The 19,166-nt window shown below is 70.1% G+C and carries 14 protein-coding genes; 11 read left to right on the forward strand and 3 right to left on the reverse strand.

Features of this window, described 5'->3' with window-relative positions; genetic code table 11:
• Window positions 1–56 precede the first annotated feature (56 nt).
• The 4 genes from FJV41_RS05370 to FJV41_RS05385 all read left to right on the forward strand — a co-directional run bounded on the left by FJV41_RS05370 (window position 57) and on the right by FJV41_RS05385 (window position 7,273).
• Window positions 57–1,169 (forward strand): efflux RND transporter periplasmic adaptor subunit, encoded by a 1,113-nt coding sequence (locus tag FJV41_RS05370; protein ID WP_141641318.1) that lies wholly within the window; start codon window positions 57–59, stop codon window positions 1,167–1,169.
• 42 nt (window positions 1,170–1,211) lie between these two features.
• Window positions 1,212–4,331: an efflux RND transporter permease subunit gene (locus tag FJV41_RS05375; RefSeq protein ID WP_141641319.1), complete on the forward strand. Its 3,120-nt coding sequence runs from the start codon at window positions 1,212–1,214 to the stop codon at window positions 4,329–4,331.
• Between the two features lie 159 nt (window positions 4,332–4,490).
• Window positions 4,491–5,930 carry a TolC family protein gene (locus tag FJV41_RS05380; protein ID WP_141641320.1) on the forward strand — a complete coding sequence of 480 codons (1,440 nt, stop codon included), beginning with the start codon at window positions 4,491–4,493 and terminating at the stop codon, window positions 5,928–5,930.
• 23 nt (window positions 5,931–5,953) lie between these two features.
• Complete coding sequence (locus tag FJV41_RS05385) at window positions 5,954–7,273, forward strand: POTRA domain-containing protein (RefSeq protein WP_246137014.1); 1,320 nt, start codon at window positions 5,954–5,956, stop codon at window positions 7,271–7,273.
• 63 nt (window positions 7,274–7,336) lie between these two features.
• On the opposite strand, the gene FJV41_RS05390 is transcribed toward FJV41_RS05385, so the two are convergent.
• Window positions 7,337–8,302, reverse strand: a complete 966-nt coding sequence (locus tag FJV41_RS05390; RefSeq protein WP_141641321.1) for an MBL fold metallo-hydrolase — start codon at window positions 8,300–8,302, stop codon at window positions 7,337–7,339.
• A 439-nt stretch (window positions 8,303–8,741) separates the two neighbouring features.
• Here FJV41_RS05390 and FJV41_RS05395 point away from each other — a divergent pair, with 439 nt between their 5' ends.
• The 6 genes from FJV41_RS05395 (at window position 8,742) to FJV41_RS05420 (ending at window position 16,743) form a co-directional block, all read left to right on the forward strand.
• Complete coding sequence (locus tag FJV41_RS05395; RefSeq protein WP_246137020.1) at window positions 8,742–10,364, forward strand: hypothetical protein; 1,623 nt, start codon at window positions 8,742–8,744, stop codon at window positions 10,362–10,364.
• Between the two features lie 52 nt (window positions 10,365–10,416).
• A complete protein-coding gene (gene glpK, locus FJV41_RS05400) occupies window positions 10,417–11,907 on the forward strand; it encodes a glycerol kinase GlpK (RefSeq protein WP_141641323.1) in 1,491 nt (496 codons plus the stop codon).
• On the forward strand, window positions 11,904–13,289 hold the full coding sequence (locus tag FJV41_RS05405) for a hypothetical protein (protein WP_141641324.1): 1,386 nt from the start codon (window positions 11,904–11,906) through the stop codon (window positions 13,287–13,289). Before glpK ends, FJV41_RS05405 begins: the two co-directional genes overlap by 4 nt.
• A 56-nt stretch (window positions 13,290–13,345) precedes the next feature.
• Window positions 13,346–13,657, forward strand: a complete 312-nt coding sequence (locus FJV41_RS05410) for a 4a-hydroxytetrahydrobiopterin dehydratase (RefSeq protein ID WP_141641325.1) — start codon at window positions 13,346–13,348, stop codon at window positions 13,655–13,657.
• Window positions 13,658–13,701: 44 nt separating this feature from the next.
• Window positions 13,702–14,970 (forward strand): hypothetical protein, encoded by a 1,269-nt coding sequence (locus FJV41_RS05415; protein WP_174461198.1) that lies wholly within the window; start codon window positions 13,702–13,704, stop codon window positions 14,968–14,970.
• 201 nt (window positions 14,971–15,171) lie between these two features.
• Window positions 15,172–16,743 carry a hypothetical protein gene (locus FJV41_RS05420; RefSeq protein ID WP_141641326.1) on the forward strand — a complete coding sequence of 524 codons (1,572 nt, stop codon included), beginning with the start codon at window positions 15,172–15,174 and terminating at the stop codon, window positions 16,741–16,743.
• A gap of 124 nt (window positions 16,744–16,867) precedes the next feature.
• On the opposite strand, the gene FJV41_RS05425 is transcribed toward FJV41_RS05420, so the two are convergent.
• Both FJV41_RS05425 and FJV41_RS05430 read right to left on the reverse strand, forming a co-directional pair.
• Complete coding sequence (locus tag FJV41_RS05425) at window positions 16,868–17,287, reverse strand: cell envelope biogenesis protein TolA (protein WP_141641327.1); 420 nt, start codon at window positions 17,285–17,287, stop codon at window positions 16,868–16,870.
• 128 nt (window positions 17,288–17,415) lie between these two features.
• The gene (locus FJV41_RS05430) at window positions 17,416–18,570 is read right to left on the reverse strand and encodes a tetratricopeptide repeat protein (RefSeq protein ID WP_141641328.1); all 1,155 of its coding nucleotides are present in this window, start codon (window positions 18,568–18,570) and stop codon (window positions 17,416–17,418) included.
• A 185-nt stretch (window positions 18,571–18,755) separates the two neighbouring features.
• Between FJV41_RS05430 and FJV41_RS05435 the strand changes: the two genes are divergently transcribed.
• A complete protein-coding gene (locus FJV41_RS05435) occupies window positions 18,756–19,166 on the forward strand; it encodes a hypothetical protein (protein WP_141641329.1) in 411 nt (136 codons plus the stop codon).

Raw genomic sequence — 19,166 nt, forward strand, 5'->3', positions numbered from 1 at the left:
CAGTCATTCAGTGCCGGAGTCCCATGAGTGCCGGCCCCACTACGAGGAACGCAGCGATGAAGACGACCTTGAAGGCAGCAGTGGTGGTGGTGGCCGTGGTGGCGGGGGCGTGTGGTGGCGGTAGCAAGCCCGTGGCGCCGTCTCCCTCGGCGCAGGCCGTCCAGAAGCCCGTGGGCGTCAAGGCGCTCACGCCGGCCACGAAGCTGGAGGCGAGCGTCCTGCAGGCCACCGGCAGCGTGCGCGCCAAACAGGAGGCGACGCTGAGCGCGGAGGCCTCCGGCACCCTGACGAAAGTCACCGTGAACGCGGGCGACGCGGTGAAGCGCGGTCAGTTGCTCGCGCAGTTGGACACCTCCAATGCACGCCTCACCGCAAACCAGGCACGCGCCGCCAAGGCCGCGGCCGAAGCGGCACTGGAGGGCGCGAAGACGGAGGTGGAGCGGGCACGGATGCTGGCGCAGTCGGGCAGCCTCGCGCGCGCTTCGCTCGACAAGGCGGAGGTGGGCTACCGACAGGCACAGGCCCAGGCCGAGCAGGCCGCCGCGGTCCTCGCCAGCGCACAGGAGGCGCTGCGCGATGCCACCCTCACGGCGCCCTTCGACGGCGTCATCACCAGCCGCAGCCGCAACGAGGGCGACTATGTGTCGCCGGGCACGGCCATCTTCGGCCTCGTCAACACGCAGGCGCTCGAGGTGCGCGCCCCGGTGCCCGAGGCCTTCGTGGACCGCGTGAAGGTGGGCACCATCGTCAAGGGCACGCTCAACCCCTCCGGCGCGCCCTTCGAGGCGAAGGTGCGGAGCCTCGGCGCCGTCATCGACTCGCAGACGCGCACCGTGGAGGTGCTCGCGGACGTACTGCCCTCGAAGGAGGACGGGGCGCGGCTGCGCGCGGGCGCCCTGGTGGAGCTGGACTTCTCCGACATGATGGCCACCGACAGCGCCCCGGGACAGGCGGGCCTCTTCCTGCCGTCACAGGCCGTCAACGCCAAGGGCCAGCAGGGCTTCGTCTGGGTGGTCCAGGACGGCAAGGCGCAGCGCCGTGACGTCAAGGTGGAGCGCGTGCTGCCCGGCTTCGTGCGCGTGGTGCATGGGCTCGGCCACCAGGAGCGCGTCGTCGCCGACGCCAGCCTGCCGCTCCAGAACGGCGTCGCGCTCCAGGTCGTCCAGTAGCCCTCTTCCCTTCCCTCCCATCTTCCGACGAGCGCCACTGCCATGCTCCAGACCTTCATCAAACACTCCGTCTTCACCGTCATGCTGATGGCGGCGGTCGTCGTCTTCGGCCTGTATGCCTATCCGCGCATCGGCGTGGACCAGTACCCCAACGTCGACATCCCCGTCGTCACCGTCACCACGCTGCTGCCGGGCGCGGACCCCGAGTCCATCGAGAAGAACATCTCCGACCCGCTCGAGGAGGCGCTCAACACGCTCAGCGGCGTGGACGAGCTCAACTCCATCAACCTGGAGAACGTCAGCCAGGTCACCATCAGCTTCAAGCTAGGCACCAACGTGGACGTGGCGGCCCAGGACGTTCGCGACCGCGTGCAGGCCACGCTGCGCGAGCTGCCCGACGACATCGAGACGCCCGTCGTCGAAAAGTTCGACATCGGCGCGGCGCCCATCCTCACGCTGTCGCTCTCCGGCGCGCTGCCCATCGAGGAGCTGACGCGCGTGGCGGAGGACGTGGTGAAGCCCTCGCTCCAGAGTCAGGCGGGCGTGGGCAGCATCGGCGTGGTGGGTGGCCGCGAGCGGGAGATTCAACTGGTGGTCGACCCGCAGCGGCTGCGCGGCTACGGGCTGGCCATCGGCGACGTGAGCCAGGCGCTCCAGGCGCAGAGCGTGGACCTGCCCGGCGGCCGCGCGACGCAAGGAGGCCGCGAGCGAGTCGTGCGTCTGACGGCCGAGGCGCGCAGCGTGGAGGAGATTGGCGGCATCATCGTCGCCAGCCCCAACGGTACGCCGGTGCGCGTACGTGACGTGGCGGCGGTGGTGGACGGCGCGCAGGAGGCGCGGGGTCTGGCGCGCTCCGACACGGGCACGGCCCTGGCGCTCGTGGTGCGCAAGCAGTCGGGCGCCAACACGGTGCAGGTCGCGGAGAACGTCAAGGAGTCACTCGCGGAGCTCAACTCCGAGCTGCCCCAGGGCGTGACGGTCAGCACCATCAGCGACAACTCGACGACGATTCGCGCCTCCATCCACGCGGTGCAGGAGGACATGCTCATCGGCGGCGTCCTCTCCGTCCTCATCGTGCTCATCTTCCTGCGGGACTGGCGTTCCACCTTCGTGTCGGCCATCGCGCTGCCGGTGAGCGTCATCGGCACGTTCGCGGTGATGGCGATGCTGGGCTTCACCTTCAACATCATCACCATGCTGGCGCTGACGCTCTCCATCGGCCTGCTCATCGACGACGCCATCGTGGTCATCGAGAACATCGTGCGCCACCTGGAGGAGGGGAAGACGCCCATGCAGGCGGCGCTCGAGGGCACCTCGCAGATTGTCATCGCCGTGCTCGCGGTGACGCTCGCCATCGTCGCCGTGTTCATCCCCGTGGCCTTCATGGAAGGGACGATTGGCCAGTTCTTCTACCAGTTCGGCGTCACGGTGGCCGTGGCGGTGCTCATCTCCTACGCGGTGTCGATGACGCTCACGCCCATGCTCTCCAGCCGCCTGCTCAAGGCCCACGCCCACAGCGGGCCTCGCAACCGCGTGAGCGCCGCCATCGAGCGCGTGCTCGTGGGAATGGAGCGCGGCTACCGCCGCAGCCTGGGCTGGGTGCTGGAGCGGCGCGCCCTGGCCATCGCCGTCGCGGTGGGTGTGCTGGTGCTGACGTTGGGCATGGCCCGCTTCCTCAAGTTCACCTTCATCCCGCCCTCCGACAACGGCGCCGTGCGCGTGACGGTGGAGCTGCCCGTGGGCTCCACCCTGGAGGACACCGAGCGCGAGCTGGGAATCGTCGCCGCGCAGGTGCGCCCGCTGGAGGGCGTGAAGGAGACGTTCAGCACGGCCGGTGGTGGCACGCTCGAGGAGGTGCACAAGGGCGAGGTGCTGGTGAACCTGGTGCCGCGCAAGGAGCGCGCCTTCGACCAGGAGGCCTTCAAGGTGCGCCTGCGCGACGCGCTGGCCGAGCGCCCCGGGGTGATGCTCTCCGTCCAGGACGTCTCCGGCGTCGGCGGTGGTGGCCGCACCCAGCAGGTCCAGTACGTGCTGCGCGGAACGGACTGGCCCCAGGTCGTCGCGTCCAGCGAGAAGCTGCTCGCCACGATGAAGTCCCACCCGGGCTTCACCGACGTCGACACGACGTTCCGCAGCGGCAAGCCGCAGTTCGACGTGCGCGTGGACCGCGAGCGCGCCGCGCAGATGGGCGTGCCGGCGGCCCAGGTGGGCGTCGCCCTGCGGGCCTACCTCGGGCGCGACGAGTTCATGACCTACCGCGAGGGCGGCGAGACGTACGACGTGAAGCTGCGCCTGCCCGACGCGACGCTCGCCTCCGAGGAGGCGCTGGGACAGCTCACCGTGCGCACCACGGGCGGGCAGTTGGTGGAGCTGCGCAACGTGGCCACCATCACCCCTTCCGAGGGCCCGGTGCAGATTGACCGTCAGAACCAGAAGCGGCAGATCACCCTGCTCGCCAACCTCGCGCCCGACTACACCCTGGGCGAGGGAATGGGCTTCCTCACCGCGCAGGCGGAGCAGGACCTGCCCCAGGGCGTGGTGGGGAGCTTCGCCGGCAACGCGAAGGAGATGAACAAGACCGTCGGCGCCTTCGCGACCGCGCTGGGGCTGGGCATCCTCCTGCTGTACATGATTCTGGCGGCGCAGTTCGGCAGCTACATCCACCCTTTCACCATCATGTTGTCGCTGCCCTTCGCGCTCATCGGCGCCATCGGCGCGCTGCTGCTGTCGGGCAACGCCATGTCGATGATTGCCCTCATCGGCGTCATCATGCTGATGGGTCTGGTGGTGAAGAACGGCATCCTGCTGGTCGACTTCACGCAGCAGCTTCGCGACGCGGGCAAGAGCGCTCGCGAGGCACTGCTGGAGGCCGCGCCGGTGCGCTTGCGCCCCATCCTCATGACGACCATCGCCATGGTGGCCGGCATGATTCCGGTGGCGCTCGCCAAGGGTGACGGCGCGGAGACTCGCGTGCCGATGGCGCTCGTCATCATCGGCGGCCTCATCAGCTCCACGGTGCTGACGCTGGTGGTGGTGCCCGTCGTCTACTCGCTGCTGGACGGACTCTCCGCGCGCTTCAGTCGCCGCGAGAGTGACGCCCCCACGTCGGAGGCCTTGGTCGCGCCGAGCGGCCCGCTCCTCGCGGAGGAAGGCTCCCACTGAAGCACGAGCTCACGCCACGCTGACGGCGGAACCGGGAGCCACATGCCCGGTTCCGTCTCATCCACCTGACTCGCGACGTCGACGCTCCGGTCCTTTCAGGCGACCGCGACGCACCTCGTGTGCCCTCTCTTCCCTGACGCACCCACCTCGGTCTTCACCATGCTCCTCCACGCGTTCCTCACCAGCGTCCTGCTGACGCAGGCCCCCAGCGTCGCCGCCACTCCCGGACGCACGCCCCCCTCCCAGTCGGCTCCCTCCACCACCGACACGCCCATGCGGGACGCGGCCTCCAGCGACTCCGCCGTGCCGATGCCCACGTCCGGCACGAAGGCGACCGCGCTCCCGCTGCTCACCCTCCAGGAGGCCATCGCCCTCGCGGAGAAGCAGAGCCCCAGCCTCGACGCCGCACGCGCGCGGCTCCAGCAATCCAAGGAGCTGGGCAACAAGGCCTGGTCCGGCTACCTCCCCAGCGTCACCGCGAGCGGCTCGTACATCCGCAATCCGAAGGAGCTGAGTTTCGCGCTCCCGGGTGCTCCAGACCCCGTCACCCTGCAGAAGCAGGATCAGCTCTCCGGGCAAATCTCCGCGCGGCAGGCCCTGATTGTCCCCACGCTGTGGCCCGCCATCAAGAATGCCTACCTGGGCGAGAAGGTGGCGGGGCTGACGGCGGAGAACTCGCGACGCGAGATTCTCTTCTCGGTGGCCCAGGCCTATCTCGGCGCCGCGAGCCTGCGGGAGGCCATGGCGGTGCAGGAGCAGCTCCTGGAGGTCCGTCGCGGCTTCGAGCGCGATGCCCAGAACCGCTTCGACGTGGGCGACGTGGAGCGGCTGGCGCTGCTGCGCGCGACGCTGGACCGAAAGCAGGCCGAGCAGGAGGTGGTGCGCAGCCGCAACGCCTATGCGACGGCGAAGAGCTCCCTCGCCGCGCTCCTCGCTCGGCCGGTGGACTTCGACGTGGCGCCCCCCCAGGAGACGGCCGTGCCACTCCCCGCGGAGACAGGGGATGTGGCGTCCGCCGAGAAGACGGCCCTCGACCGGCGGCCGGATGCCTCGGCGGCGCGCCTCAACGTGGACCTGGCGCGCGGCGGGCGCAAGCAGGTGCTCTTCGAGTACCTCCCCAACCTGCATGCGACGGGCAACGTCTCGACGAGCAACACCGCCGGCCTCACCGGCGTCGCGTCCACGTGGACAGCGGGACTGGCCCTGTCATGGAACCTGTTCGACGGCGGACTGCGCGAGGCCAACCTGCGGGAGTCCTCTGGAAAAATCGCCGAGGCGAGCGCCAACCTGCGCGGCACCGAGGAGAAGATTCGCGATGAGGTGCGCAAGGCGCGCAGCGAACTGGAGAGCGCGGAGGTCAACCTCAGTACGGCCGAGGAGCGGGTGAAGCTCGCGTGGGAGAGCGCTCGACTCGCGAAGCAGAGCTTCGACGCGGGGGCCACGACGTATCTCCAGGTGACGGACGTCAACGCGACGCTCGCGAGCGCGCAGATGTCCGCCGTGACGGAGGCGCTCAACGTGCAGTTGTCACGCCTGGCCCTGGCCCGGGCGACGGGCCTCTTCGACCCCACCGGCAACTCGCTGGCGCCCGTGCCTTGAACGCCATGAAGAACGCATCCGTCATGAACACGTCACTGACCCAGGTCCGCCGACTCGTGGTGCTGCACGCGGTCGGGCTCACGTGTACGGCCTGGGCGCAAGACACAGCGCCCACATCGAGCCCCGTTCCAGTCGCTGGAGAAGTGACGATTGAAGCCTCGGCGCCACCACCCGCGACGCTGACGGGGCGCATCGAGCGCATCGACATCCAGGGCAACACCCGCACCCAGGAGTCCGTCATCCTCCGGGCCATGCGCATGGCTCCGGGGGACATGCTCACCACGGGGGACGCCGCCGAGCTGAAGCGACGGCTGCTCAACCTGCAGCTCTTCAAGAGCGTGGAGGTGCTGACACGCCCCGAGGGCGAAGGCGTCGGACTCCAAATCACGGTGGAGGAGCGCTGGACGCTGCTGCCCATTCCCGTCTTCTCCTCGGGAAAGGGGCAATGGCAGGCCGGTGTCTTCGCCGTCGAGAGCAACCTCTTCGGGCTGCGCAAGACGCTGGTGGGCGGAGGCATGTGGGGCAACCGGGGCGGCACCCTGTTCTCCATGTACCGGGACCCGAGCATCGGAGGCAGCCCGTGGACGGCCCTCCTCTCGTTCCAGTTCGCCAAGACGGACCGGGAGCGCCATGTCCGCGATGTCATCAGGGATACGTACACGGACAGGCGCTTCGACATCGCGGGGACGCTCGGCTACCAGGTAACGCCTGAGCTGAATGTCGGCGCGGGTTGGTTCTCCCTCATCAACAAGCCATTGGCCTTGCCGGAGGGCCCGGAGACACCCCAGCGGGGAGAGGTGCACGGGGTGAGCGTCTCGGCCGAGTACCTGGGCCAGGACTTCCACTTCTATTTCAACGAGGGGCTGGTGGCCCGGGCGCTCTACCGTGAGGGATTGGGCTTCCTGGGTTCTTCTCGCGAAATGCGTCAGGTGTCGCTCTTCGCGAGCTACACGCTGCCTGTCTTTGGCAATCATGCGCTGACCTTGACGGCCCAGCACGGACAGACGCGAGGAGACGCGTTCCTGGACGCGCAGCTCCTGGGCGGCCGCACGGGGAGCCGGGGCTTCGCCGCTGGAACACTGTGGGCGGAGATGGCGACCTCGGCGACGCTGGAGTACCAGGTGCCACTCTGGAGCCCCAGCATGCTGACCCTCACCGCGCATGCCTTCGTGGATGTGGGCCGGGTGGAGTGGAGGAACTCACTGCTCAAGTACGTCTCCCCTGGCGTGGGCGTTCGCGCCTATGTCCGCGAAGTGGCCATTCCGGCGGTCGGCGTCGAGCTGGCGCGGGACCCTCTGTCGGGCGACATCGTGACCTCGGTCGCCGTGGGCTTCGGTTTCTAGCGTTCTTCTGAGCGCGGGCCGCCGTTCTCGCGGCGGCCCGTGAAGCCTTGGCCCGGATGAAACTCACCCGCCGCAAGCGACGCGGTGGACCAGTCCGTACACGCCGTAGCGCACCATGTACGGCAGCGCGTACTCCGGGAAGGCCGCCGCCGCGCGCTTCTCCAGCTCCGCGTGGTGGGGCGCCGCCGCGTCACCGCACAGATCCGCCTTGCGCCCACCCAGCTCCGCTGAGTACGTCGTCACCACCGTCACCATTCCATCCAGGTAGCGCTGCTGCGCGGCAATCGCCTCCGCCACCGGCGCTGACGTCCCGCGCCCGCCGTACACCGTGGCGCGCGGCCACGCGGACAGCTCCCCCAGCGCCGCCTTCCACGCCTCCACGTCCGGCACCACCTTGCCGTCACGCACCCCACCCTCCAGCCACGCATGCGCGCCGTGGTGCACCAGGTCTCCGACGATGAGCGCCTCACGTCCCGGCACGTACGCCACCGTCTGCGTCACCGTGACACCCGCGTGCTTCAGCTCCGTCAGCTCCACCTTCGCGCCGCCCTCCAGCGGCAGCGAGTACGCCCCCCTGAACGTGACATCCACCGTGGCCTGCGCCGGATAGGTCTCCTCGGTGAAGGCCTTCGCCACGTTCACCCAGAAGTACTTCTTGTACGCGTGCACGGCGGGAATCGCGGCGGCGGTGGCCTCGCTCGCCACCACCTTCGCACCCGCGCGCTGGAACACCGCCGCGCCGTTGAACTTGTCGGGGTTCGGATGCGTGATGACCACGTAGCGGATGGGGTGGTCGGTCCGTGAGCGGATGTGCTCCAGCACCCGGTTCGCCTCCGCCTCGGTGAACTGCGCGTCGAAGACCACCACCTCCGCGCCCGTGTCATAGAAGAACGAGTGCGTGTCGAAGCCGTTCGCGTCACTCGTGTAATGCGCCACCTCGGAGTCGCCCAGGTTCGCCTTCGTCCCCGCGCACCCCAGCACCAGCAGCGCCCCCAGCGTCAGCACCGTCGAGTTCTTCGTGAAGCCCATGGTCATCGTCCTCGCGTTGGAATGCCGGGACCTCCACAGGGGCCCCGGCGAGCGAGGCGAAACATGCGCGCGTGGCGACTGGCGCGCTTTCGCGCATCGGCCATCGATTTGTTCGAATCCGCCAGATGCCCCGGCACGTCGACCATGAAGACAGGCGCATCCGCCCTGTCGACGGGCTCCGTTCGCGTCTCGCTGCTCACCACGTGACGCCGTTCCCCCCTTCAGGTGCCAGGCCGGGCATTTCCTCCCGTGGGCAGCGCGGCGCTTCCTCACGCACCTCGCGTCACCCAGTCAATCCCGCGCGGCACCCCATCCTGGCCTCCACGCGGCTGGCACCTGACTTGCCTGTGAGCCACCGGCGCTCGAGGGACGTTCGCCCAAGGACGTCGGAGGCGGGACAAGCATGTGCGGGCATGGACGAAGCGGATGGTGGCTGGGATTGCTGGGCGCGCTCTTGCTCGCCGGCTGCAAGGAAGGCGCGGAGACGCGGACTCCTCCCATCGAGGACCAGGACGGACAACCCGACGCGGGCACGCCTCCCGTCGATGATGACGCCGGAGTGCCCGATGCCGGCGAGCCTCCCGACGCGGGACTCCCGGACGATGCGGGCACACCCGACGCGGGCCCACCGGATGCCGGAGCGCCCGACGCGGGCCCGGCCAGCGGCCCTCCCATCCCTCCGGATGCGAGCGGCTGGCGCTTCCTCGGCTCCGCACAGGGCGGACCGCGCGAGGTGCTGGGCGTCACCCAGGACGAGGGCGGAAACATCTGGGTCGCGGGCGGCGAGGACGGCCTGTGTCTGGTGCGCCCCGGTGCGAACACCTTCCAGTGCTTCACGATGGCGGACGGCCTGCATCCCTGGGCCGCGTGGAAGGGCAAGGACCCGCTGCCGGAAAACCGCTACCTCAAGGTGACCGCGGTGACAGGCGGCCCCTCGGGCGTCGTCTTCGTCGGCTACCAGGGCCGCCCCAACTGCGAGAACGAGTTCTACAAGCCCCCTGGCCAGCCCGAGGACCCCGCCATCTACAAGAGCGGCGACGCGGACCGCGTGGAGCTGAAGGCCGATGGCACCTTGTCCGTCGTCCACTATGACATCCACTCGCCAGCGCACTCGGTGCCCGGCTACGGCCACCGCGAGAAGCTCTGCACGGTGAACCGCATCGTCTGGGACAAGGCGACCCAGGGCCTGTGGTTCGCCGCCAACCATGGCCTCGCGTGGGGTGAGGCGAACTACCAGGGCGGCGAGGCCTGTGCCAGCGCCCAGGTCCGCGCCGTCAACGAGTGGGCCCATGTCACTCATGACGCCCAGGGCAACGAGGTGGACCGCGAGCTGCGCCAGCGCTGCAAGTTCGGCGTCATGGAGCACGTCCACCCCGCCATCCAGATGCACGGCACGGACGAGACGGACGAGGACAGCCGGCTCGCGGGAGATGTCTGGGGCGTGGCGGTGCGTCCGGACGGCGACGTGTGGATGGGCACGGCCATCCGCAGCTCGCGCTTCCGCATCATGACCAACGGCGTGGGCCACGTGGGCACCGGCGCGCCCTGGAACTTCGAGGCGGCGCGCAAGCAGTCCGAGGAGAAGAAACACAAGGCCAACCGCATCGACATCTGGCCCGACGCCGTCGCCGAGCCCATTCCCCCCACGCCCGCACAGCGCAAGGACGACGTGGTGAGCGACCTCGCGCTGATGCCGGATGGCACCGTCTGGGTGTCCAGCTTCGCGTGGGGCATGGCGAAGCTGAGCGACGCGGGGCTGGTGGTGGACCAGGCGCTGACGGGTGACGCGGAGCGCTTCGTGTCCTCGCTGGAGCGGGATTCGCGCGACGGCAGCCTGTGGATTGGACACCGCTGGGGCCGGGGCCTGATGCGCCTGCACACCGAGGGCACCTTCATCACCCATAACAAGGTCCTGGGGGGCCTGGCCGGCCAGCCCGTCTGGGATATCCAGGTGGCGGGCACGGGCGATGCGCGCGTGGTGCTGGTGGCCTTCGGGGCGACACGTGATGGTGCGAACAACATCACCCGTCCGGGCTCCATCGGCATCTACACCGGCCATTGACGTGGAGTAGGGTCCTCCCAACGCGCCGTCCATCGTTGGGAGGACCCACCCCATGCCGAAGGCGAAGTACGTCCTGGCCCTTGACCAGGGCACCACTGGCACCCACGTCTCCATCCTCGACTCGAAGCTCAAGGTGGTGGGCCGCTCCTACAAGGAGTTCACCCAACACTTCCCCAAGCCGTCCTGGGTGGAGCATGACTTGGATGAAATCTGGGCCACCAGCGAGTGGTGCATCGGCCGCGCGCTGAAGGACGCGGGGCTGGTGGGCCGGGACATCTCCGCGGTGGGCATCACCAACCAGCGCGAGACGACGGGCCTGTGGGCTCGCGACTCCGGCAAGCCCCTGCACCGCGCCATCGTCTGGCAGGACCGGCGCACCTCGGAGCTGTGTCGCCAGCTCAAGGAGCGCGGCGTGGAGCCGCGCGTGCGAGAGACGACGGGCCTCGTCGTGGACCCGTACTTCTCCGGCACCAAGCTCCACTGGCTCTTCGAGCACGTCAAAGGTGCACGCGCCAGGGCGGAGCGCGGGGACGTGTGCTTCGGCACCATCGACACGTGGCTCGTCTACAAGCTCACCGGCGGCACCACCCACGTCACCGACGTGTCCAATGCCAGCCGGACGCTGTTGATGGACCTGAAGACCTTGCAGTGGAGCGACGAGATGCGCGCGCTCCTGAAGATACCGGCCGCGTGCCTGCCCCAGATTCGCGGCTCGGCGGAGGTCTACGGCACCACGCGCGGCATGCGCAGCCTGCCGGACGGCGTCCCCGTCGCGGGCATGGCGGGAGACCAGCAGGCCGCCCTCTTCGGTCAGGCGTGCTTCGAGCCCGGCGAGTCCAAGTGCACGTACGGCACCGGCGCGTTCCTCTTGATGAACACGGGCACGGAGCCGGTGCGCTCGTCGGCGGGCCTGCTCACCACCGTGGCGTGGCGGCTGGGTGGCACCGGCTCCACCACGTACGCGCTGGAGGGCAGCAGCTTCATCGCGGGCGCCGCGGTGCAGTGGATGCGCGACGGCCTCAAGGTCATCAAGCGCGCGCCGGATATCGAAGCGCTCGCCGCCAGCGTGAAGGACACCGGCGACGTCGTCTTCGTCCCCGCGCTGGCGGGCCTGGGCGCGCCCCACTGGCGCCCCGAGGCACGAGGCCTGTTCGCCGGAATGGACCGCTCCACCACGGTGGCCCACATGGCGCGCGCGGTGCTGGAGGGCATCGCCCTGCAGATTCATGACCTCGCGGAGGCCATGCGTCGCGACAGCGGCCGGAACATCCCCGTCTTCAAGGCGGACGGCGGCGCGGCCGCCAACAACCTGCTCATGCAGTACCAGGCGGACCTGCTCGGCGTGCCGGTGGTGCGCCCGAAGAATCTCGAGACCACCAGCCTGGGCGCGGCGTTCCTCGGCGGCCTGGGCGCGGGCGTCTGGGACAGTCCGGACGCCATCCGCCGCGCGTGGAAGGCGGACAAGGTCTTCAAGCCGAAGATGAAGGCCGACCTGCGCGAGCGTCACCTGGGCAAGTGGAAGCGCGCGGTGGAGCGCGCATGAGCCGGGGGGCGCGCACAGGCCCGCTGCTCGCCGCCATGCTCGCCCTGGTTGTCGGTGCGGGCTGCCCGGGCGATGTGCCGCCGGAGTCGTGTATCAGCGGCGACCCCATCGGCCCGATTCCGCCGTTGGTGCTCGTGCCGGTGGGCGAGGAAGCGAGCCTGCGCGTCACCGCCAACCCGAACATGAACTGCGCCCTCGATGAGGGCAGCTTCCCCGAGTCCGTCACCGCCGAGGTCCAGGACCCCGACAACCTCCCCGTGCAGGCCACGGTGGAGCTGACCTCCGGTTGGGGGGCCACGCTCCGCTTCACACCGACGATGACGGGCCGCTACCACGTCATCGTCGCCTTCGCGCCGGTGGGCAGCCTGAGCCAGTTCGACGTGTACGTGGCGGAGGACGAGCGCCAGCGCCCCTCCGTGGCGAGGCTCTCCGGCGTGCCCCAGTGCCAGCACCTGGACCGCACGAGCAGCGGCACCTGGGTGTGTGACGGCCGGGCCCATCGGGGGTCGGGGTTCCCGGAGCAGACGGTGGGCAGGGACCACCGCCCTTCGACGGCCGTGGTGGGGAACGTGGTGTGGACGATGGTCGAAGGCCAGGTGCGCCGCTTCGTCGACACGGGCGAGGGGCCCCTGGTGCGCGCCGGCAGCGCGCTCTACCCCACCAGCATGGCGACGGACGTCTCCCCCCACACCCGCCTCGCCACGGAGACCGAGTACCTGGTGCTGGATGCCACCACCCTGTACCGCTACACCTTCACCGAGGAGCTGGGGCTCAGCGTCGCCCGGACGTCCAAGTGGACCGAGCAGCCCGGGCTGGCCTTCGGCTCGGACTCCACGCAGGTCATCGCCATGCGCGTGGGTCCGACGCTGTGGCTGGTGAGCCGGTTCCAGGCGCCGGTGACCTTCCTCGCGCGCACGCGGGCCTGCCCCTTCCAGCTCGACGCGCAGGACCACTATGTCCCCGTGTCGGGCCAGCCCTGCCAGGTCCTCGCCGGTGAGCCGCTGGGCCATGGCGACGGCGTGCTGTGGACGCGCGAAGTGACCTCCACCCCGCGAGGGTTCACCAGCGTCCTGCATCGCCACCTGGTGACCGCGGAGCGCGGCCTCGTGGAGGAAGGCGTGCTGGCCCTGGGTGACGGTCTCTCCGTCTCCGTGCCGGAGCTGCGCGCGGGCCCCGCCCTGCCCGTCATCACCTCCTTCGGAAGCACCGGACCGGCCGCCACCCCGCGCTGGGACGCGGAGCGCAACGCGCTGTTGCTCGTGTTGTTGCCCGGCCCGGGAACGAACACCGGCATTACACGCGTCTCGGACCATTTCACCTGGACGGTGAACCTGGACGGGCTCACCGACCTGCGCATCCACCCGTGGACGTCCACCCCCTGACGTCGCCATTCGGATGGCTTCCCTCGGGCGCGAGAGCGGATATGAAGGAGGTCATCATGGCCCACGACCGCACCCTGCTCGCTCCCGAGGCGCTCCAGTCCTTCCTCACCCAGCATCCCGACTGGAAGCATGAGGGCGGGATGATTCGCCGCACGTACGAGGCACCTTCCTTCCTCGCGGGCATCGCCTTCGTGGAGAAGGTGGCCCAGGCGGCGGAGAAGGCGGACCACCACCCGGACATCGACATCCGGTGGCGCAAGGTGACGCTGGCGCTCGTCACGCACGACGCCGGGGGCCTCACGTTCCGCGACACCGCGCTGGCCGCGGACGCCGACCGGCTCTTCGCCGAGGTGGTGCGGGCTCGGTGAGGCACTTCGCGGTGAGTGCCTCCAACAACGTGATGGACTCCAGGATGGGCGGCTCGACGCGGTGGAACGGATGGCTTCGCGCGCTCGGCGGATGCGCGGTGCTGGGCCTCGCGCCCGCGGCCTGGGCGCAAGACGAGGAGCCCACCCAGCCGCGTCCGGAGCGGCTGTATTTCAATCCCGGCGCGCTCCTGGGCTCGGCGCGCGTGGTGGCGCTGGGCGGCGCCTACGTGGGCATCGCCGAGGGCGCGGCGGGGTTCCCCAGCAACCTGGCGGCGCTGGCCCACCGGGGCCCCGCGCTGGAGAAGGACTGGGACTTGGGCGTCACGCTGTCCTGGCTGGACCTGCCGTTCACCAGCGGACGCGCGCGCGACGTGGACAACGACGGGCGGCCGGACGAGTCGCAGGACCGGCGACAACTGCTGGGCGGACTGCTGTTGCAGTACAAGCGCTTCGGCATCGGCTTCGCGCTGCGCAACAGCGCCGTCTCCTACTGCGCGACGGAGGCCTGCGCCGGGGACAGCGAGCGCATCCGCGTGTCGCTGACGCAGTCGGTGCTGGCCGGAGCGGTGTCTTTCGGACAGGACGACTTCATCCTCGCGCTGGGCATCTACGCGGCGCAGGCGTCCTTCCGGCTGCAATCCGGCGGGACGGAGCTGCGCTACGGCGACACGGGCGTGGCGGTGGACATGTTGTACCGCCCGCATGGCCGTCCCTGGCGCATGGGTGTGACGGTGCGGCCGGAGGTCGTCGCGGACTGGAGGCGAGAGGAAGGCCAGGCGCCGGTGCTGGCGGACCGGACGCTGTTCGGCGCGGTGGTGTCCCCGGCGGTGCTGTCGGTGGGCGCGAGCTGGCGACTGGGCGAGGGCGCGGAGCGTTACAACCGCCTGTCTCCCGCCGCCCGACGTCAGCTCGTCATCGAAGGGGACGCGCTGCCAGTGCCGGAAGAGGAACCCAAGGATGCTCCGGCGGGACGGTGGCTCATCAGCGCGCAGGTGGACCTCCTGTCCGGCGTGGACAACGCGGTGCCGCTGCGCAGCTTCGCGTCGACGGCGGAGGAGGAGCGCGTGGGCCACGGCTCCGAGTTCGCCCCCCGGCTGGGCGTGGAGCACGACACGGTGCCGGGGATGATTCGGCTGCGAGCGGGCGTGTACGCGGAGCCCTCGCCCTTCGACGGTCGGCCGCCCCGCCCCCACCTCACCGGCGGCTTCGAGGTCTTCATCCTGCGCTATTGGGAGGACTGGTCCATCAGCACCTCGTTCGACCTGGCGAGCCGCTACACCAACGTCGGCCTGTCCGTGGGCTTCTGGCGCTGAAGCCCAAGGAGCGAGGTGCGCGTTGCCCGGGCTGGGAAGCGCGCCTCCCTCACAGGAGAGGTCCGGTGCGCAGGAGAGGCACACGGACGCCTCGCGGGTGATGCGTCGCGCGCTTCGGAGCGGGCGGGCGGGCAAACGTCGCACACGGTATTGCTGGCACCTACCAGCATGGAGAACCTCCGAGGGGCGGGAGGGGGCTTCATGCATCAGGGGCGGCGATGGTTGCGGACTGTCGCGTTCGCGACAGCGGTGGGCTGGGCGGGGCTGCTGACAGGTTGTGACGACGCGGAGGCCGACACGCCTCCGGATTGTCCGAACGAGTCGCGAAGCGACTGTCCCGCGCAGGAGACGCCTTCGGAGGAAGATGACGCGGGGACGCCGCCTCCCGGGGAGACTCCGGACGCGGGAGCTCCGGATGCGGGCGGTCCACCGCCGATAGAGCCACCGCCTCCGCCACCCCCGGCGACACCGGGAAGCACGCTGTGGCTGGCGCGCGAGGGCACCGCGCAGGATGACCTGGCGCTCGGCGCGGCGGTGGATGCGAATGGCGACATCCTCACCGTGGCCTTGTACGAGATGGATGACCTCCAGGAGCGTCAGCCCACGGACAACACGGTGCGGCTGACGCTCGCGCGGCGCATCCCGACGGGAGAGATGCGCTGGACGCGCAGCTTCGCGGTGCGCGTGGCGGAGACGCCCGAGTCGCTGCGCGCGGACGTGAATGCACGCGTCGCCCCCGCGCCCGACGGGGGACTCTTCGTGGCGGTGGATGCCCGGGGGCTCGTGGACTTCGAGCCGCTGGAGCTGGGCAACGGCGCCTTCCTCGTCCGCCTGGACGCGGCGGGCAATGTCCTCTGGTCCGCCACCGTTCCAGGCAGGGATGCCACCGTGGCGGACCTGGTGCTGGATGCCCAGGGACGGCCGATGGTGGCGTTCAACACCTCCGGCCCGACGGACTTCGGCGGGGGCGTGGTGGGCTCCGGCGCGGTGGTGGTGACGTACTCGCTGGACGGCAAGCCCGAGCAGGCGCTGTCCATCGGCCGGGCGGAGGGTTCGGACTCGCGGGTGACGGTGACCACCCTGGCGCGCGGCGCGAATGACAGGCTCGTGGTGGGGGGGCGCTACCTGGGCGCGGCCCGCTTCGGCACCCAGCGCACGGAGTCGTCGAAGGACGGCAGCCCGTTCGTCGCCGTGTACCAGGCGACCGGAGCCCTGGTGTGGGCAAGGCCGCTCGCCCAGGCCAGCGGCACCATGAGCGACGTGGGCGTGGACAGTCAGGGCACGGTGATGGCGCTGGGCTCCTTCCTGGGCACGGTGTCCTGGGGCACGACGAAGCTCCACGGACATGTGTACCGGGCCAGCCCGTTCCTCGTGTCGGCGGATGCCACGGGCAAGGAGCGCTGGAGCCGCAACCTGGGGGATGGACTCCAGGCGGGAGCGCTGGGCGTGGAGCCCACGGGCGGAGTCGTCGTCGCCGGGTTCACCTACTCGCTCATCGTGGATGGCGCGTCAGGACCGGACGGGCTCGGCTCGGCTCAGCCCCTGGCGCTGCGCTACGGACCGGATGGCGCGTCGCTCGGGTTGCGCCTGTACCTGTCCGACCCACCCCGCCCCCGAGGCGAGCTGTATGGGCTGGAGGACATCCGCTTCGTGCAAGTGCTCCCGGACGGCGATGCCCTGCTGTTCGGCCACACGGACCGCGAATCCGACTTCGGCACGGGCCGTCGGTCGCCCGCGCGGAGTGATTTGTTCCTGCTTCGCATGAAGCGCTGAGCGCTGGCTGGGAGGAGGCCCGTGGGGACCTTCTCGAAGGGTCCTCGGCCTCACCTCAAGCGCTGAGCGCGGCAGCGGGGACCCGTCTCTTACGAGGGGTCCCCGCTTGCTTTCGCGTCGCGAACTAGCGGCGCGTCGTCCGGCGGGTGGTCTTCCGCGCGCCCTTGCGCGCGGTGGTACGGGTGGTGGTGCGACGGGCCGGGCTCTTGCGCGCGGTGCGTCCCGCGGCCGCCGTCCGGCGCGTGGTGGCCTTGCGGGCAGCGCCCTTGCGCGTGCCCCGGACGGCCGTCTTCCGCTTGGCCGTCTTGCGCGTCGTCGACTTGCGCGTCGTCGACTTGCGCGCGGCGGTCCTGCCCCGCTTCGCGGAGGCACGGCGCGAGGTGGTCTTCTTCGCACGAGCACCGGTGCGGCCAGCGGCCTTCTTCGTGGCCCGGCGCCGCCGCGCGGGCGACTTGCGCGTCACGGACGACGAGTCTGAGGTCCCACCCAGGTCCGCGGGCGCCAAGGCATCGGTGATTTGCGAATTGACGGTCTCGTGAGTCATTCCATCTCCTCCAGAAAGGGGAACCGCGTGAATTACGAACCACAGCGTACGCCGATGCGCACGCGATGAGAGCCATCCCCTCGGGAAGATGAACGACAGCGGACGAATGGCGCGTCAGCCTTCACGCATCACGGTGCGCGAGCCAGCTCGCGTTCGACCTTCTCCACCTGCGCGAGCGACGCCTTCAGTCCATGGTCCGTCGCCACCGCGCGCGCCCGTCCCAGTCGCTCCTCCACTCGCGCTCGCTCGCCACGCAGCGCGTGGGCCCGCGTCAAATCCAGCAGCAGGTCCACCGTCGAGAGCCAGTCCTCGTGGGACTCCGCGTTGGCGAGGGACTGCTCCAGGAAGGGAAGCGCGGAGGTGGCGTCCTCGCGGCGCAGGTGGATGCGGCCCAGGACGGCCCGGGCCTCGCGCTCTCCCGACGGGTCCTTCAGCTCGAGCGCCAGCGCCAGCGCCTTTCTCGCGGGCTCCAGCGCGGAGGTGCCCTTGGGCTCGATTCGGGAGCGGACCTGGGCCACCGTCACGAGCGCGAACAGCTCTCCGGTGCGAAAGCCCACCTGCTCCCTCAGGCGCAGCGACTCCTCGAACTGCTCCAGGGCCAACTGAAGCTCCCCCCGGTCCTCGGCCAGCCCCGCGAGGTGCCGCAGGTTGTAGGACTCCATCAGCGGGTCTCGCGAGGCGCGGGAGAGCGCCAGGGAGTGCTCGAAGGTCGACCTGGCGCCCGTGAAGTCCTCCTGGAACTGCTGGGTGAGGCCCAGGTGGAAGAGCGCCACGATGTGTCCGCGCGTGTCCCCGGAGGACTCGGCCAGGTCCCGTGACTGCTCGAAGAGGGCGACGATGGGCGCCCACTCGCCCTTCCCCGCCAGCAGCTTGTCGAAGTAGTGGAACATGCCCTCGGCATCGAGCGCGGCGACCCGCGCGCGCGCATCCCCCGAGTCCTCCGCGAGCCTCCGCGCTCGACGCAGCAAGTCGAGGACCTGGGCCGCATCCAGCCCAGGCTCATGACGGAGCTGGCGGGACAGGACGCGCCCCAGTTCGACCTGGAGGCGGGCCTCACCGCCCGGGTCCTTCAGGAGTCGAGCCCGCTCACTGGCGAACCGGCCCAGCGCCGCGGCCTCCTGGAAGCGGCTCTCCAGGTCATACGCCTGCATGACGGTGACGGCCGCCTCCGTGAACCGTCGTCCCTCTTCCAGGGTGACGGGGTCTCCGCTCCCACGCGCCGACTTCCCGGCGGCGCAGGCGGTAACGAGCGCAGCCAATCCCACACACACGACAGGCCTCATGACGTCCTCCATGGGGAGGCGACCGGCCTCCCAGCGCGAGGAAGACTAAGAACGGAGCTGTCCGGTGGGGCACGGATGGGATGAGACGCGGAATCGGGGGACGAGCCGAAGCCGGACGAGGACGAGTCACGACGCCTCACGGGCGATGGCGCAGGCGCGTGCGTGCGTCTAGCCTCCCGAGCGCCATGACTCCCGAGGAGAAGCAGAGACTCATCGAGCGCGCTCGCGCCATCCTCCTGGAGCAGGTGCCCCACTGGGAACCGGCGACTCCCGAGGAGAGCGACCCCTCCAGTGGCTACGAGCAGCTCGCGGCCGCGGTCAGGGGTGCCCTCGCGGGAGAGCGCGGCGGGGTCCCCACGCTGCATCGCGTCTTCGACGAGAGGTTCTTCGCCGCGACGAACTCACATCATGAGTATGCGCTGGCCGCCCTGAGCCTCGCCCTGCTCGGAGACCGCGCGTCCATCCAGCGCATTCGAGCGGTGTCCGCCATCAACCTGAACCGTGAAGCGAAACCGCTCGCCCTGGCGATTCTCGACGCCACGGAAGAGCCGCTCCCGGCTCACGGGGAGTCGAACAGCTCGCCCGAAGAAGCCTGA

The organism is Myxococcus llanfairpwllgwyngyllgogerychwyrndrobwllllantysiliogogogochensis, assembly GCF_006636215.1.
Lineage (GTDB): Bacteria > Myxococcota > Myxococcia > Myxococcales > Myxococcaceae > Myxococcus > Myxococcus llanfairpwllgwyngyllgogerychwyrndrobwllllantysiliogogogochensis.

Excerpts from the sequence above, each read along its gene's own strand:
- FJV41_RS05370 (WP_141641318.1), top strand. The coding sequence starts at position 57 with ATGAAGACGACCTTGAAGGCAGCAGTGGTGGTGGTGGCCGTGGTGGCG.
- FJV41_RS05375 (WP_141641319.1), top strand. The coding sequence starts at position 1,212 with ATGCTCCAGACCTTCATCAAACACTCCGTCTTCACCGTCATGCTGATG.
- FJV41_RS05380 (WP_141641320.1), top strand. The coding sequence starts at position 4,491 with ATGCTCCTCCACGCGTTCCTCACCAGCGTCCTGCTGACGCAGGCCCCC.
- FJV41_RS05385 (WP_246137014.1), top strand. The coding sequence starts at position 5,954 with ATGAACACGTCACTGACCCAGGTCCGCCGACTCGTGGTGCTGCACGCG.
- FJV41_RS05390 (WP_141641321.1), bottom strand. The coding sequence starts at position 8,302 with ATGGGCTTCACGAAGAACTCGACGGTGCTGACGCTGGGGGCGCTGCTG.
- glpK (WP_141641323.1), top strand. The coding sequence starts at position 10,417 with ATGCCGAAGGCGAAGTACGTCCTGGCCCTTGACCAGGGCACCACTGGC.
- FJV41_RS05405 (WP_141641324.1), top strand. The coding sequence starts at position 11,904 with ATGAGCCGGGGGGCGCGCACAGGCCCGCTGCTCGCCGCCATGCTCGCC.
- FJV41_RS05410 (WP_141641325.1), top strand. The coding sequence starts at position 13,346 with ATGGCCCACGACCGCACCCTGCTCGCTCCCGAGGCGCTCCAGTCCTTC.
- FJV41_RS05415 (WP_174461198.1), top strand. The coding sequence starts at position 13,702 with ATGGGCGGCTCGACGCGGTGGAACGGATGGCTTCGCGCGCTCGGCGGA.
- FJV41_RS05420 (WP_141641326.1), top strand. The coding sequence starts at position 15,172 with ATGCATCAGGGGCGGCGATGGTTGCGGACTGTCGCGTTCGCGACAGCG.
- FJV41_RS05425 (WP_141641327.1), bottom strand. The coding sequence starts at position 17,287 with ATGACTCACGAGACCGTCAATTCGCAAATCACCGATGCCTTGGCGCCC.
- FJV41_RS05430 (WP_141641328.1), bottom strand. The coding sequence starts at position 18,570 with ATGAGGCCTGTCGTGTGTGTGGGATTGGCTGCGCTCGTTACCGCCTGC.
- FJV41_RS05435 (WP_141641329.1), top strand. The coding sequence starts at position 18,756 with ATGACTCCCGAGGAGAAGCAGAGACTCATCGAGCGCGCTCGCGCCATC.